The 15298-nt window shown below is 69.8% G+C and carries 14 protein-coding genes; 9 read left to right on the plus strand and 5 right to left on the minus strand.

Annotated features, from left to right (window positions below; genetic code table 11):
• Positions 1-108: 108 nt before the first annotated feature.
• The 4 genes from CFB41_RS04035 to CFB41_RS04050 form a co-directional block, all read right to left on the minus strand.
• Entirely contained in the window at positions 109-1545 is a 1437-nt protein-coding gene (locus tag CFB41_RS04035; protein ID WP_089455690.1) for a DHA2 family efflux MFS transporter permease subunit, read from the minus strand.
• Positions 1546-1681: 136 nt separating this feature from the next.
• A complete protein-coding gene (locus CFB41_RS04040) occupies positions 1682-2413 on the minus strand; it encodes a DsbA family oxidoreductase (RefSeq protein ID WP_089455691.1) in 732 nt (243 codons plus the stop codon).
• Between the two features lie 206 nt (positions 2414-2619).
• A complete protein-coding gene (locus CFB41_RS04045) occupies positions 2620-3414 on the minus strand; it encodes a transcriptional regulator (protein ID WP_089439351.1) in 795 nt (264 codons plus the stop codon).
• Positions 3411-4385 (minus strand): ornithine cyclodeaminase family protein, encoded by a 975-nt coding sequence (locus CFB41_RS04050; RefSeq protein ID WP_089455692.1) that lies wholly within the window; start codon positions 4383-4385, stop codon positions 3411-3413. Before CFB41_RS04050 ends, CFB41_RS04045 begins: the two co-directional genes overlap by 4 nt.
• Positions 4386-4764: 379 nt before the next feature.
• Here CFB41_RS04050 and CFB41_RS04055 point away from each other — a divergent pair, with 379 nt between their 5' ends.
• From CFB41_RS04055 to CFB41_RS04100, 9 genes are all read left to right on the plus strand, one after another.
• Positions 4765-5544: an ABC transporter substrate-binding protein gene (locus CFB41_RS04055; protein ID WP_089455693.1), complete on the plus strand. Its 780-nt coding sequence runs from the start codon at positions 4765-4767 to the stop codon at positions 5542-5544.
• A 73-nt stretch (positions 5545-5617) separates the two neighbouring features.
• Positions 5618-6862, plus strand: a complete 1245-nt coding sequence (locus CFB41_RS04060) for an FAD-binding oxidoreductase (protein WP_089455694.1) — start codon at positions 5618-5620, stop codon at positions 6860-6862.
• 485 nt (positions 6863-7347) lie between these two features.
• On the plus strand, positions 7348-10518 hold the full coding sequence (locus CFB41_RS04070; protein ID WP_089455695.1) for a hypothetical protein: 3171 nt from the start codon (positions 7348-7350) through the stop codon (positions 10516-10518).
• A 294-nt stretch (positions 10519-10812) separates the two neighbouring features.
• Positions 10813-11172: a hypothetical protein gene (locus CFB41_RS04075; RefSeq protein ID WP_089455696.1), complete on the plus strand. Its 360-nt coding sequence runs from the start codon at positions 10813-10815 to the stop codon at positions 11170-11172.
• 34 nt (positions 11173-11206) lie between these two features.
• Positions 11207-11722, plus strand: coding sequence for a sigma-70 family RNA polymerase sigma factor (locus tag CFB41_RS04080; protein ID WP_089455697.1), 516 nt, complete (start codon positions 11207-11209; stop codon positions 11720-11722).
• A complete protein-coding gene (locus tag CFB41_RS04085; protein WP_089455698.1) occupies positions 11719-12501 on the plus strand; it encodes an anti-sigma factor in 783 nt (260 codons plus the stop codon). Before CFB41_RS04080 ends, CFB41_RS04085 begins: the two co-directional genes overlap by 4 nt.
• Before the next feature lie 31 nt (positions 12502-12532).
• Entirely contained in the window at positions 12533-12970 is a 438-nt protein-coding gene (locus tag CFB41_RS04090) for a quinol oxidase (protein WP_179249959.1), read from the plus strand.
• The gene (locus CFB41_RS04095; RefSeq protein WP_089455699.1) at positions 12967-13599 is read left to right on the plus strand and encodes a DUF1571 domain-containing protein; all 633 of its coding nucleotides are present in this window, start codon (positions 12967-12969) and stop codon (positions 13597-13599) included. The genes CFB41_RS04090 and CFB41_RS04095 overlap by 4 nt, the downstream gene beginning before the upstream one ends.
• Positions 13600-13643: 44 nt before the next feature.
• Positions 13644-14159 carry an SRPBCC family protein gene (locus CFB41_RS04100; RefSeq protein WP_089455700.1) on the plus strand — a complete coding sequence of 172 codons (516 nt, stop codon included), beginning with the start codon at positions 13644-13646 and terminating at the stop codon, positions 14157-14159.
• Positions 14160-14228: 69 nt separating this feature from the next.
• Here CFB41_RS04100 and CFB41_RS04105 read toward each other — a convergent pair whose 3' ends face one another.
• Positions 14229-15278, minus strand: coding sequence for an ABC transporter ATP-binding protein (locus tag CFB41_RS04105; RefSeq protein ID WP_089455701.1), 1050 nt, complete (start codon positions 15276-15278; stop codon positions 14229-14231).
• Positions 15279-15298: the final 20 nt, after the last annotated feature.

Raw genomic sequence — 15298 nt, forward strand, 5'->3', positions numbered from 1 at the left:
GTGAAGCGAGAGCGAGTGTCCGGCCCGGCACGTATAAAAAAGGGCGCGACGGTGCGCGCCCTGGTTCGAGAGGGGCGGCGGTCGATGCCACCCGCCGCCGGTCGCCGGTCAGTGCATCGCGGGGCCGACGCCGCCGACCGCGCCCTGCTGCCGGATGCGCAGCGCGAGGCCGATCAGCGCGGCGGCGGCGGCGAACGCCGCGCCGAACGCGAAGGCCGCATGGTAGCCGCCGTTCAGCGCGTCGAGCGGCGCGTGCGTCGCCGCGAGCACGTCGGTGCGGGCGGCCGCGAGGCTCGCGAGCACGGCGAGGCCGAGCGCGCCGCCCATCATGAACGCGGTGTTGACGATCCCCGACGCGAGCCCGGAATCGGCCGGATCGACGTCGCTCATCGCGGCGAGCAGCATCGGGTTGAACGCGACGCCCGCGCCGATGCCGAGCAGCGTCATGCCGGGCAGCACGTGCCAGACGAAGCCGCCGTCCACCGGCGCACGCGAGAACAGTGCGAGGCCGCACGCCGCGATCAGCAGGCCGGCCGCGATCGGGCCGCGGATGCCGAAGCGCATCACGATCCGCGCGGACAGCCCGAGCGAGAACGCGGCCATGATCAGGTTCGCCGGCAGGAACGCGAGACCGACCTGCAGCGGCCCGTAGCCGAGCACGCGCTGCATGTACAGCGCGGACAGGAAGAACCACGCGAACATCGCGGCCGCCCACAGCACGGCGATCACGTTCGCGAGCGCGACGTTGCGCGAGGCAAACAGCGAGAGCGGCATCAGCGGATGTGCGGCGCGTGCCTCGATCGCGATGAACAGCGCGAGCAGCGCGGCGGCCGCGCCGATCAGCGCGACGGTCTGCGTCGACAGCCAGCCGGCCTCGTTGCCGCCGACGATCCCGTAGACAGCGAGCATCAGCGATGCAGTGACGGTGATCGCACCCGCGACGTCGAGCCGCGCGTTGCCGGCCGGCGCGCGCAGGCGTGGCAGCAGCGCGACGCACATCGCATAGACCGCGATGCCGATCGGCAGGTTGACGAGGAAGATCCAGTGCCACGACAGCGAGCTCGTCAGCAGCCCGCCGAGCAGCACGCCGATGCTGCCGCCGCCCGCGCAGACGAAGCCGTACACGCCCATCGCGCGGGCGCGTTCGCCGGGCTCGGTGAAGAGATTCATGATCAGCGACAGCGCGACGGCCGATACGACCGCGCCGCCGATCCCCTGCACCGCGCGCGCGGCGATCAGCATCGCCTGCGATTGCGCGAGGCCGCACGCGAGCGATGCGAGCGTGAAGACGACGAGGCCGGCGAGGAACATGCGCCGCTGGCCGTACAGGTCGCCGAGCCGTCCACCGAGCAGCAGGCAGCCGCCGAACGTCAGCAGGTACGCGTTGACGACCCACACGAGGGCCGTCTCGGTGAAATGGAGGTCGGTGCTGATCGACGGCAGTGCAACGTTCACGATCGTGCTGTCGAGCACGATCATCAGCACGCCGAGGCAGAGGACGATCAGCGCGTACCAGCGCTTCTCGCCGTGAATCCCGTGGGTCATGGGCTTGCCGCCTTCTGATAGTTATTTGAAAGGCTGCATTGTAGACCCCCTCGGCGCGGGCTTCCTGCCGGTTTGTGGCAGCAGCGATGCGTAGTCGCGCGTCCGCGCGGGACGCGTGCGATGGATGCGACGGGCGTTACGAGCGCGCCGGCAGTTCGCAGCCATCGGGGCCGCACGCGGCTGCGTCGCCGCCGTCGAGTTCGACGATGCCGTCGCGCCATGCCTGGTCGAGCGCCTGCGCGAACGCGTCGGCCGGTTGCGCGCCCGACACCGCGTAGCGGCCGCCGAACACGAACAACGGCACGCCGCGACCGCCGATCTGCGCGGCGCGCGCGGCATCGGCTTCGACGTCGGCGCGGTAGAGGTCGCTGCGCAGCACGGCTTCGACGGCCGAGCGCTCGAGCCCCGCTTCGACCGCGAATTCGGTCAGCTCGGCGTGATCGAACAGCGAGCCGTGCTCGCAGAAATACGCGCGGTACAGCCGCTCGGTCAGCGCGTGCGCGCGGCCCGTCGCTTCCGCGAGCTTCACGAGCCGGTGGCCGTCGAGCGTATCGCCGACGAGCGTGCCAGGCAGGTCGTAGCGCAGCCCGACGCTCGCGGCCGCATCGGTCACCTGGCGCAGCATCTGGTCGACCTGCGCGGGCGACATCCGGTACTTGCCGCCGAGCATCGCCTCGACCGGCTCGACGGGCTCGCCGGGCATCAGCCGGTACGCGCGCAGCGCGACGTCGACGCGGTCGGCGTGCGCGAACGCGGCGAGCGCCTCGTCGAAGCGGCGCTTGCCGATCCAGCACCACGGGCAGATCAGGTCGGACCAGATTTCGACGGTCAGGGTCGGGCGGGCAGTCGGGGCGGGAGCGGTCGTCATGGGCGGTTCCGGGCAGCAAAAAAATGTAACCGGGACTATATCATTTTGTACTTCGACGCTTCGTCCCGGCCGGGCGGCCATGCGGTCATATGAAGTGGGCGCCCGGCGTATCACGAAGCATAGACACGGAAGCGGCGTCCCGATAGCGAATGCCGAAGCCCGGCCGTCGCCGCGTGCGGCGGCGAACCGGCCCGAAGGGGAGGCGCTTACGCGTCGCCCTGCGTTTCCTTCAGGTGCTTGAGGTGCTTGTAGACCGTCGCGCGGCCCATCCCGAGCACGTTCGCGACGTAGTTCGCCGCGCTCTTGCCGCGGAACGCGCCCTCCGCGTAAAGCGCTTCGACGAGCTCGCGCCGGTGCTCGCGCGTGAGCCCGTTCAGCCCGACCTGCCGCTCGCGCAGCCAGCCGTGCAGGAACGTGTTGATGCGCTCCTGCCAGTCGTCGCGGAACAACTCGTCCGGCTGCGCGACGACGCCCGCGCCCTTGATGAACAGGTCGAGCGTCGCGCGCACCTCGTCGAACACCGCGATGTTGAAGTTGATGCACATCATCCCGGCCGGGCGGCCTTCGTCGTCGAACAGCACGTTGCTCACGCAGCGCATCCGCCGGCCGTCCCAGTTCAGCTTCTCGTACGGGCCGATCACGCGCTCACGCGCGGAATGATCGATTTCCTCGAGTGCGGAATCGTCGCCGACCTCGCGCTTCGACAGGTTGTTTGCGAGATACAGCACGGTCTGGTCGTGCAGGTCGTGAATCACGACTTCCGCGTACGGGAAGAACAGCGCGGCGATACCGTCGGCGATCGGCGCATAGCGGGTGAGCAGCAGGTCTTTGACGGGGGATTTCTTCTTGCGCATCGGGTTCGCCATCTCGGGTGGGCGGGAGCCGGGCAGCGCATCGGGCCGGCGTGCCGGCGCGCCGTTGGCCGGCATGCCCGTGCGCCCGCGCGCGGCCGCCGCGGCGGTTGCGCCATTGTATCGGCCCCGCGCGCGCGTGCCGCTCATGCGCGTGCCAGGTGCGTGTACAGCGCGTGCGCGATCGCGATGTCCTCGAGCCCGAGGCCGATCGAGCGGAAGAACGCGTGACGGGCATACGACGGTGCCGGGCAGGTGCCGGCGACGAGCGCGGGCAGGTCGCCGGCGATCCGCGCGGCGTCCCAGCCGTGTTCGGCCGCCGCGATCTGCATCTCGCCGGCGCTCGCGGGCGTCGTATGCCGGTAGTCGCAGTACACGTCCATGTCGGGCAGCCAGGCGGGCGGGATCTCGTGGGCGCGCGCGACGTTCGTGCTGATCGACGTGACGAGCGCGGGGCGCGTGAGCATCCCGTCGCCGAGCACGGGCGTGCCCGACGACGTGCACAGCATCACGACGTCCGCGTCGCGCACGCAGGCTTCGACGCTCGCCGCGGCGCGCGCACGCGGATCGAGCTGCGCGAGCGCCGCTTGCTGCGCCGCGTCGCCGGCAAGTGACGGCGAGTACACGCGAATCGTTTCCCAGTCGCGCAAGGCCGCCGTGTGCCGCAGGTGCGCGAGGCCGGCCGCGCCCGCGCCGACGATCGCGAGATGGCGCGCGGCGCGCGGCGCGAGGCAGTCGACCGCGAGCGCGGTCGTGCCGGCCGTGCGCTCGATGGTGAGCAGCCCGGCGTCGCACCACATCAGCGGCTGGCCCGTGCGCATCGACATCAGCGCGGTCCACGCGGTGACGATCGGTTTCCCGTCGGGCTTGCCGCCCGTCACGACATACGGCGACAGCTTCGCGCCGAATACCTGCGCGTCGGCGAGCGCGCCGAGATACGTGATGAAGTCGCCGGCCTGGTCGGGAAACAGCGTCAGCGTTTGCGGCGGCTGCACCGCGCGCGCCGCGGCGAGCGACGCGAACATGCTGCGCAGCGTGCCGAGCACGTCGAGCGACGGCAGGGCCGCGCGCACCGCGGCTTCGTCGACGGTCAGCGGCAGGGTCGGGGCGGTTTGCGTCATGGGGACATCTCCGGTCGGGGCCGGACAGGACAGTCTCGATCGACGGTGTCCGGCAGTGTTCGTGATGGACGAAAAGTCTAATATAGACAAACAAAGTCGGGAGAATTTTTCTTTTCGAGATGTCGTTCCGTCGCGTGGTTCGGAAAAATATCAGGTAAATCAAGGAGGTTAGGGATGGGTGTCGAAGTTTCGACGTCGCGTATCGGGGCACGATTCTCGTATCCCCTATAGTCTATAGTAGACTTTGAGTCTATATTTCGCGTGCAGGACACGACACGTCGCCGCGTGGCGGCTGCCTGGTTCGAATGCCGATCCGGCCTCCGGCCCGGGCCGTCGTGTACCGATCTTCATCGCCTCAATCCGGAACGGAAGGACCGTCATGAACTGGAAGCTCTCCTTTTGCGCCGCTGCGGCGCTTGCCTGCGCGGCCGTCACGGCCCATGCGGAACAGACCACGTTGCGCTTCGGCATCGAAGCCGCCTATCCGCCGTTCGAGAGCAAGACGCCGGCCGGCCAGCTGCAGGGCTTCGACGTCGACATCGGCAACGCGGTGTGCGCGAAGCTGAACATGAAATGCGTGTGGGTCGAGAATGCGTTCGACGGCCTGATCCCGGCGCTGCAGGCGCGCAAGTTCGACGTGATCAACTCGGCGATGAACATCACGTCGAAGCGCCGGCAGAGCATCGACTTCACGCCGGCGATCTACGTGGTGCCGATCGTGATGATCGCGAAGCACGGTTCGCCGTTGCGGCCCGACGTCGCGAGCCTGCGCGGCAAGCACGTCGGCGTGCTGCAGGGCTCGTCGCAGGAGGATTTCCTGAAGGCGCACTGGGCCAACGCGGGCGTGGCCGTCGTGTCGTACCAGGATCAGGACCAGATTTATGCCGACCTCGTCGCGGGGCGTCTCGACGCGGCCGTGCAGGAAGCGCAGACCGCGCAGGACGGTTTCCTCGACAAGCCGGCCGGGCGCGACTACCAGATCGTCGGCGAGCCGCTGAAGGATCCGGCGACGCTCGGTGAAGGCACGGGCTTCGGGATGCGCAAGAACGACAAGGCGCTGCAGGCGAAGGTCGTCGGCGCGCTCGACGCGCTGAAGAAGGACGGCACGCTCAGCGCGCTGTCGCAGAAGTACTTCAAGCGCGACATCGTCTCGAAGTAATCGCAATCACCGCCGTGCGCCGGCCGCCGCGCCGGCGCGTGTCGCATCGAATCTCGACGCAGTACGGGGAACCATGGATTTCGACGTCATCGTTCTGGGGGCCGGCATCGTCGGCGTGTCGTCGGCGCTGCATCTGCAGGATCGCGGGCTGCGCGTCGCGCTCGTCGATCGGCGCGCGCCCGGCGAGGAAACGAGCCACGGCAATGCGGGGCTGATCGAGCGCTCGTCGGTCGTGCCGTACGCGTTTCCGCGTCGGCTCGGCACGCTGCTGCGCTATGCGCGCAACCGCTCGGTCGATCTCTACTGGGACTACCGCGCGCTGCCCGCATATGCGGGCTGGCTCGCGCGCTTCTGGCGCGAATCGTCGCCGCAGCGGCTCGCGGCGGCCGCGCGCGACCTGTTACCGCTCGTCGCGGCGAGCGTCGTGGAGCACGACGCGTTGCTCGCGCGCACCGATGCGCAGCCGCTCGTGCACGACGGCGGGTGGATCGAGGCGTTCCGTTCGCCCGCGCTGTTCGATGCGGAAACGCGCGCGCAGCAGCGCGTGGCCGACGCGCACGGGCTGCGGATGACGGTGCTCGACGCACGTGCGTTGCGGGCGCGCGAGCCCGGTATCGGCGACGCGTTCTGCGGCGCATTCCACTGGCAGGACCCGAAGACCGTGTCGAGCCCGGGCGGGCTGACCAAGGCCTACGCGCGGCTGTTCGAGCGCGACGGCGGCACGTTCGCGCTCGGCGATGCCAGGACGCTCGTGCAGGTGGATGACGGCTGGCAGGTCGGTACCGAGCACGGGCCGATTTCGGCGCGCTCGGCCGTGGTGGCGCTCGGGCCGTGGTCCGATCACGTGTTCGAGCCGCTCGGCTACCGGATTCCGCTGCGCGCGAAGCGCGGCTATCACATGCACTACCGGCCGACGCGCGCGCCGCTGAACGTGCCCGTGTGCGATACCGAGGCAGGTTTCGTCGTCGCGCCGATGGAAGGCGGCCGCCTGCGGCTCACCACCGGCGTCGAGATCGCGCCGCGCGGCGCACCGCCGACCGGCGTGCAACTCGCGCGCGCCGAACCGCTGGCGCGTGACGCGTTCGGCATCGGCGAGCGACTCGATCCCGAGCCGTGGCTCGGAATGCGGCCGTGTACGCCCGACATGCGCCCGGTGATCGGGCCCGCGCCGCGCCATCGCCACCTGTGGTTCGCGTTCGGTCATTGCCATCACGGGCTCACGCTCGGCCCCGCAAGCGGACGCCTGCTCGCCGAAATGATGACGGGCGCGCCGACCTATATCGATCCCCATCCGTACCGGCCCGCGCGTTTCGGCTGATCCGGCGGCGCGCGCAGCGTCGCGCGCGCCGGCCTTCACAATGTTTCAGTTTGCTATCCGAATTATCGGAAATCGTGCGATCGGAAATGATCTGTGTAATCGGCAAGAAAGATAATCGCGAAATAAATAAAATCAACAAATCGGCGATTTATCAATGCATTTTCATATTGGTGAAATGCGTAATGAGCAGCCGCTCGTGACGGTATAGCACGTCGTTGCAGCGGATGTTCCGGTGTTACGTGGAATGTACCCGGAACACGTTACCACGGGGCTCGCAAACGTTACGTTACATCCGCGTTCCGTCGGCCTTTTTCATCAGATGATTGCGGCGCCAGGGCCGTGTATTTCGTCTGAAATCGATTAAAAAGGCGTTATTGGCCGTCAATAGGCAGACGAATCAATCCTGTTTTTCGAATTGGCACACTTCGTGCAATCGGTCCCCATGCTTTATCAACGTTGTGCCAACCGAGATGGGGAAAATAAAGATGGGACACAATTTGAAATTGACGGGTGTAGCGCTGTCGGTCGCGACGGTGTTCGGGGTACTGGCTTCGGGTTCCGCGATGGCGGGGGCCCTTGATGCGCTGCCGATTCCGCAAGTGATCGTCAACCCGCCGACGAACAGCGTGTCGGTCGGGTTGGTCGCGACGGGGACGTCGCCGCTGGGCTCGGTCACCGTGGCGGCAGGCGGGGCAGGCGCGATCCAGACGTCGCTGGGCGATCCCGGCCAGGTACTGTCGGGCGCCGTGGGGGCGGTGACGGGCGCACTCGGCGGTGGCGGCGGCACGGTGCAGCCGCTCGCGCCGGTCCAGGGTGTGCTGAATCAGGTGACGGGTGCGCTGAGCGGCGGCAACCCGGCAGGTGCGTTGACCGGTGCGCTGAATACGGCGACGGGGACGCTGAGCAATGCGGTTGGCACGGTAACGGGGGCACTGGGTGGCATCGGCGGTGGGGCGAACCCGCTGGCGCCGGTTCAAGGCGTCGTCAATCAAGTAACGGGTGCGCTCGGTGGCGGCAACCCGGCAGGTGCACTGACTGGCGCGCTCGGTACGGTGACGGGCGCACTGGGTGGCATCGGCGGTGGTTCAAATCCGCTGGCGCCGGTTCAGGGTGTCGTGAATCAAGTGACGGGTGCGCTCGGTGGCGGAAATCCGGCTGGCGCGTTGACCGGGGCACTTGGTACGGTGACTGGTGCCCTTGGCACGGTGACGGGTGCACTGGGCGGTATCGGCGGTGGTTCAAATCCGCTGGCGCCGGTTCAGGGTGTCGTGAATCAAGTGACGGGTGCGCTCGGTGGCGGCAACCCGGCAGGCGCACTGACCGGTGCCCTTGGCACGGTGACGGGCGCGCTGGGCGGTATCGGCGGTGGTTCAAATCCGCTGGCGCCGGTTCAAGGTGTCGTCAATCAAGTGACGGGTGCGCTCGGTAGCGGCAACCCGGCTGGCGCGTTGACTGGTGCCCTTGGCACGGTGACGGGTGCACTGGGCGGTATCGGTGGCGGCTCGAACCCGCTGGCGCCGGTTCAAGGTGTCGTCAATCAAGTGACGGGCGCGCTTGGTGGCGGCAACCCGGCAGGCGCACTGACCGGCGCACTCGGTACGGTGACGGGCGCACTGGGCGGTATCGGTGGCGGCTCGAACCCGCTGGCGCCGGTTCAAGGTGTCGTCAATCAAGTGACGGGTGCGCTCGGTGGCGGCAACCCGGCAGGTGCGTTGACTGGTGCGCTGAACACGGCGACCGGGGCACTGAGCAACGCACTCGGTACGGCAACGGGTGCGCTCGGCGGTATCGGCGGCGGCTCGAACCCGCTGGCGCCGGTTCAAGGTGTCGTCAATCAAGTGACGGGTGCGCTCGGTAGCGGCAACCCGGCAGGTGCGTTGACTGGTGCGCTGAACACGGCGACCGGGGCACTGAGCAACGCACTCGGTACGGCAACGGGGGCGCTCGGCGGTATCGGCGGCGGCGCGGACCCGCTGGCACCGGTTCAAGGTGTTGTCAATCAAGTAACGGGCGCACTCGGCAGCGGCAACCCGGCCGGTGCACTGACCGGTGCCCTCGGCACGGTGACGGGCGCACTGGGCGGCATCGGCGGCGGCTCGAACCCGCTGGCACCGGTACAAGGCGTCGTGAACCAAGTCACGGGCGCGCTCGGCAGCGGCAATCCGGCCGGTGCACTGACCGGCGCTCTCGGCACGGTGACGGGTGCACTGGGTGGTATCGGTGGCGGCTCAAACCCGCTGGCACCGGTACAAGGCGTCGTGAACCAAGTAACGGGCGCACTCGGCAGCGGCAACCCGGCCGGTGCACTGACCGGCGCTCTCGGCACGGTGACGGGTGCACTGGGTGGTATCGGTGGCGGCTCGAATCCGTTGGCACCGGTACAAGGCGTCGTGAATCAAGTCACGGGTGCACTCGGCAGCGGAAATCCGGCAGGCGCACTGACCGGCGCACTCGGCACGGTGACGGGCGCACTGGGCGGCATCGGTGGCGGATCGAACCCGCTGGCGCCGATCCAGAGCGTCGTCGACCAGGTCACGGGTACGCTCGGTAGCGGCAACCCGGCCGGTGCACTGAGCAACGCGGTCAACACGATCACGGGCACGCTCGGCAACGTCGGCGGCGCGGGAAGCCCGCTGGCGCCGGTGCAGGGCGTCGTCACGCAGCTGGCCGGCACGCTCGGTGGTGCGGGAAGCCCGCTGGCGCCGGTGCAGGGCGTCGTCACGCAGCTGGCCGGCACGCTCGGTGGTGCGGGAAGCCCGCTGGCGCCGGTGCAAGGCGTCGTGAACCAGGTCGTCGGCACGCTGTCCGGCGCCGGTGGCGGTAGCCCGATCACGCCGATCACGAACCTCGTCAACGGCCTGCAGAACGCGCTGCCGACGGGCGGCAACGCAGTCGGCGCGCTGAACGGCGCACTGGGCTCGGTGACGGGCGCACTCGGCAACCTCGGCGGCTCGAACCCGCTGGCGCCGGTGCAGGGCGTCGTGAACCAGGTGGTCGGCACGCTCGGCAGCAGCAACGCGGTCGGCACGGCCACGAACGCACTGGGTAACGCGGTCGGCTCCGTCGTGGGCGCACTCGGTAACCTCGGCGGCTCGAACCCGCTGGCGCCGGTACAGGGCGTCGTGAACCAGGTGGTCGGCACGCTCGGCAACCTCGGCGGCTCGAACCCGCTGGCGCCGGTGCAAGGCGTCGTCAACCAGGTCGTCGGCACGCTGTCGGGCGCGGCGGGCAGCAACCCGATCGCACCGATCACGAACCTCGTGAGCGGCCTGACGGGCGGCAGCAACCCGGCCGGCGCACTGACCGGTGCGCTCGGTTCGGTGACGGGCGCACTCGCGAACGGTCCGGCGGCCCTCGGGCAGGCGGCCGGCGCGCTGTCGGGCGCGGCCGGTTCGACGGCGGCGGCGGGCGGCAGCCTGCTCGGCTCGGGCGCGAACGCGGCCGGCGGCACGGCGGGTGCCGTCGGCTCGCTGCTGACGACGGGCGCCAATGCGACGGCGACGGTCGTCAACGCGGTCGGCACGACGGTGGGCACGGCGCTTGGCTCCGCGCCGGGCCTGTCGGTCACGCCGCATTCGGGCAACAGCGCGCCGGGCAACCCGCTCGCGCCGGTGTCGTCGCTGCTCCAGTCGCTGACGGGCGCACTGCCGAAGTAACTTCCCGCGCACGCACGGCGGAGCCGGATCGGCCGCCGTGCGCAACGGGCCGCACAACGCGGCATGACATCGCTGTCATGCCGCGTTGTCTTTTGGTGCCCCTTTTTCTTTCGTCGTACGAATGGTTGCTGCTGCCGCCAGCGACGCTCGCCGGCCGGCGTGGAATAACCGGTCGCCTCCATCCGTTTACCTATCGAATCCCGGCAGCGCCGGCCGGCCGGATAATGGTCGTGACGAAGCCGATCGTCCCGGCCGGTGCCGCCGTGTCGCGATGCCGTGTCAAGGAGAAAGGGCATGAAACGGATACTCGTCGTCGCCGCGCTGACGGCGTCAATCGTGCGGCCGGCCGCCGCGGAACCACCGCGAGCCGGCGACGGAAAGCTGGTCGACGCAGATCGCATGACGCTGTACGTGTTCGATCGCGATGCGCCCGGCAAGAGCGCGTGCGACAGCGCGTGCGCGGCCAACTGGCCGCCTGCGCGCGCCGACGCGTACGACAAGCCAGTGGGCGCGCTGAGCCTCGTCGCGCGGGACGACGGCAGTAAGCAATGGGCGTACCGCGGGCGCCCGCTCTATCGCTGGAAGCTGGATCACAAGCCCGGCGACGCGGGCGGCGACGGGGTCGGCGGCATGTGGCACGTCGCGCGTCCGTGACGACGCGTGGTGGGGCGCTACGCGAGGCATCCTGATGAGCTACGAATCGGATCTGCTGGTGTGGTTGCCGCATCTCACGCGTTATGCGCGTGCGCTGACGGGTGACCGCGCCTGGGCGGACGATCTCGTGCAGGACACGCTCGAGCGGGCGCTGAACCGCCCGCCGCGCGACGGCGGCAACCTGCGCGCGTGGCTGCTGACGTTGCTGCGGCACCGCTTCATCGACCAGTTGCGCGCGCGGCACGAGATCGCGGTCGACGACGCGACGGCGCCGTGGCAGACGATGGCCGCACCGGCCGGCGAAATCGGCGGGCTGGTGCTGCGCGACGTGCAGCGCGCGCTGTTCCGGCTGCCGGTCGAACAGCGCGAGGTGCTGCTGCTGGTCGCGCTCGAGGAATTGAGCTATCGCGATGCCGCGGCGGTGCTCGGCGTCCCGGTGGGAACGGTGATGTCGCGGCTTGCACGGGCGCGCGGGCAGATGCGCGTGCTGTTGTCCGACGAGCCGCCGGCGCACGGCACGGCGGCATTACGGGTGATCGGGAAAACATGATGGACGATCCGCACAAGCCTTCGAACGAGCGGGACGACGATGCGTCGGCGCAACTGCTGTCCGCGTTGCTGGACGGCGAGCTGTCCGGGCGCGAGCGTCGCGAGGTGCTCGAGCGCGTGCTGGCCGATCCGCAGGAAGCCGAACGATTCGCGCATTATCGGGCGCAGCGCGACGCGCTGCAGGCGCTGTTCCCGCTGCCGGCCGCCGCGCCCGCGCTGTTCGTGCAACGTCGTGCGCCGCGCCGGCGCGTGATCGCCTATGCGTTCGCGGGGCTCGCGGCCGGGCTGCTGATCGGTGTCGCGCTGCATGTGGGCTGGGTGGCGTTTGGTGGTGAACCGGCGTTCGCCGCACGCGCGGATGCCGCCTATGCGACGTACGTGACCGACCGCGACCATCCGGTCGAGGTCGGGGCGGGCGATCCTGACCATCTCGCCGCGTGGCTGTCCGCGCGTCTCGGGCGTCCCGTGCGTGCGCCGTCGCTCGACGAATACGGTTACCGGTTGCTCGGCGGCCGGCTGCTTCCCGGCGAAGCGGGGCCGGCCGCGCAATTCATGTACCAGCGCGCGGACGGCGAGCGCGTGACGCTGTACATGACGGCCTACGACACACGGCGTCTCGCGCCGAAGGCGATGTCGGCCGGCGGCCGCTACACGTATTTCTGGTCGGATCGCGGGATGGGCTACGCATTGTCCGGCCAGGGCGACGAACGGCGCCTGCGCGAACTCGCGATCGACGCGTGCGGCGCGCTAGGCGGCCCGACCGACGCGTGGAAGGGGTGACACGCGTGGCGCCGCCGGCAGGGAGCAGGTGATGAAGACGACGATGACGAAGGGGCGCGTACCGATGCTGGCGCTGGTGCTGGCGGCGCTCGCCGCGGGCACGGCGCTTGCGCAGGCGGACGGTGATACGCCGCTGCGCGTGCCGGTCGACGCCGACGGCGTGCAACGGGTGGCGATCGTCGGCGGCAGCTATTTCTTCCGACCGAACCACGTGATCGTGCGGGCGCATGTGCCGGTCGAGCTGACCGTGTCGGCCGAGCCCGGCCCGGTGCCGCACAGCTTCCAAATCGATGCGCCGCAGGCAGGCATCGCGGTGCGCACCGCGCTCGGCACGACGCCGAAGACGTTTCGCTTCACGCCGACGCAGCCGGGCCGGTTCGCCTACTATTGCACGCATCGGCTGCTGTTTTTCAGGAGCCATCGCGAGCGCGGGATGGAAGGCGTGCTCGATGTCGAGGCGGCGCCGTGATCGCCGCGTTGCTGGCCGCGAGCCTGATAGGAGCGAGCATGACCGCCGATCCCGTGACCGTTGCGCAGGCGCATTTCGACCACGTCCGCTCGTACTGCGCGACGATCCGCTCGTCCGCGCGCGGCGGCGAGCGCACCGAAATCCATTACGCGTACCTGAAACCGGGCTTCGTCCGGATGGATTTCGTGTCGCCGCATCACGGCGCGGTGCTCGCGTACGATCCCGACGACGGCAAGGTGCGGCTGCGTCCGTTCGGCGTGCATGCGCCGCCCGCGCTGACGCTGTCGCCGTCCAATCCGCTCGTGCGCGACCGCAGCGGCCACCGGGTCGACCGGTCGGACGTCGGCGAGCTGCTGCGCAACGTCCATGCGCTGCAGGAAGGCGGCGCGACGGTGACCGAAGGCGAGGAGGCCGTCGGCGGCCGGACCGCGCTGCGCGTGTCGGTCACGGGCGCGCCCGCGCATGCGGTCGACGGCGTGCATCGCTACCGGCTGTGGCTCGATACCGAGGACGGCTTTCCGTTAAAGGTTGTCAGCTTCGCGGACGATGACGACGTGCCGCTCGAAACCGTGACGCTCGACGATATCGAAATCGATGTCGCGTTTCCCGAACGCTTCTTCGCGCCCTGAGCGGTGCGCTGACTCATGCCCGTGACGGGCATGCCGGAGGCTGCATGGCGGAATACCGGTTCTCGACGACCTGGCGCGTGGACGCGCCGCTCGCGGCGGTGTGGGACGCGATCTATCAGGTCGACCGCTGGCCCGACTGGTGGAAGGGCGCCGTGCGCACCGTCGAGATCGAGCCGGGCGACGCGCGCGGCGTCGGCGCGCTGCACCGTTACACGTGGAAGGGGGCGCTGCCGTACCGGTTGACCTTCGACATGCGCGTGCGACGCGTCGAGCCGCCGCATGCACTCGAAGGCCGCGCGAGCGGCGCGATCGAAGGCGATGGATGCTGGTCGTTCGTCGCCGACGGCGCACGTACGATCGTGCGCTACGACTGGCACATCCGCACGCACGTGCGCTGGATGAATTGGCTGGAGCCGCTCGGTCGCCCGCTGTTCCGATGGAACCACGACATCGTGATGCGCGAAGGCGCCAAGGGGCTCGCGCGGCTGCTGGGCGCGACGGTCGAGACGGAGGGCCGGACCTTCCGGCCGTTGCCGGATGCGGGCTGCGCCGATGCCTGAACGCGGGTGAACGCGAGTAAGCGCAAGTAAGCGCAAGTAAGGGCCCCCCCCGGCGACGGCCCGCGCCGCTCAGCACGCGTACGCCATCACCGCGCCATCCACCACCAATGCGACACGTTCGCCGACGGCCGGACACCGGTGTCCCGGCACGCGTGCGCGCACGCGTACGTCGCCATCGGCATCGAGGCGCACGAGCACGTCGGCGTCCTGGCCCGCGAACTGCGCGGCTTCGACACGCGCCGTATGGCCGCGCGCCGCGTCGCCGTGCGTGACCGGCACGATGCCGATCTGCTCGGGACGCAGCATCGCATCGGCCGGCCCGTCGGGCAGCGGCGCGACGAGCGGCAGGTCGCCGAGCGCGCAGGCGATGCGCATGTTGCGCACACGGCCGGCGAGCAGCACCGCCTGCCCGACGAACGACGCGACGTCGCGCGTGACGGGCTGCCGGTACAGCGTCTGCGGTGCGGCCGTCTGCACGAGCCGGCCGTGCCACATCACCGCCACTTCGTCGCCGAGCGTCATCGCCTCGGGCTGGTCGTGCGTGACGAGCACCGAGGTCGCGCCTGCGGCGGCGAGCGCATCGGCGACCGCGCTGCGCGTTTCGTGGCGCAGCGACGTGTCGAGCGCGGAGAACGGTTCGTCGAGGATCACGAGCGACGGCTCGGGCGCGAGCGCACGAGCGAGCGCGACGCGCTGCTGCTGTCCGCCGGACAGTTGCTGCGGCGCACGGCTCGCATACGACGCGGGCAGCCCGACCATCTCGAGCAGTTCGTCGACGCGATGATGGCGCCGCCGCGCCGCGCGCGGCAGCCCGAACGCGATGTTGTCGGCCACCGACAGATGCGGAAACAGCGCACCTTCCTGCGGCACGTAGCCGATCCGGCGCTGCTCGGGCGGTACGTGCACGTCGGGCGCCGCCACGCGGCGGCCGTCGATTTCGACGGTGCCGCGCTCGGCGCGCTCGAAGCCGCACAGCACGCGCAGCAGGGTCGTCTTGCCGCTGCCGGACGGGCCGAGCAGCGCGAGGCGCGAGCCGCGCCGCACCGTGAGGTCGATGTCGTGCAGGACGGTATGCGATCCGAACGATTTCGACAGGCCGTGGATGCGTAGTTCGCTCATGGGCGGTTCCGGGGAAAAAG

This window comes from Burkholderia sp. AU33803, assembly GCF_002223095.1.
Taxonomy (GTDB): Bacteria; Pseudomonadota; Gammaproteobacteria; order Burkholderiales; family Burkholderiaceae; genus Burkholderia.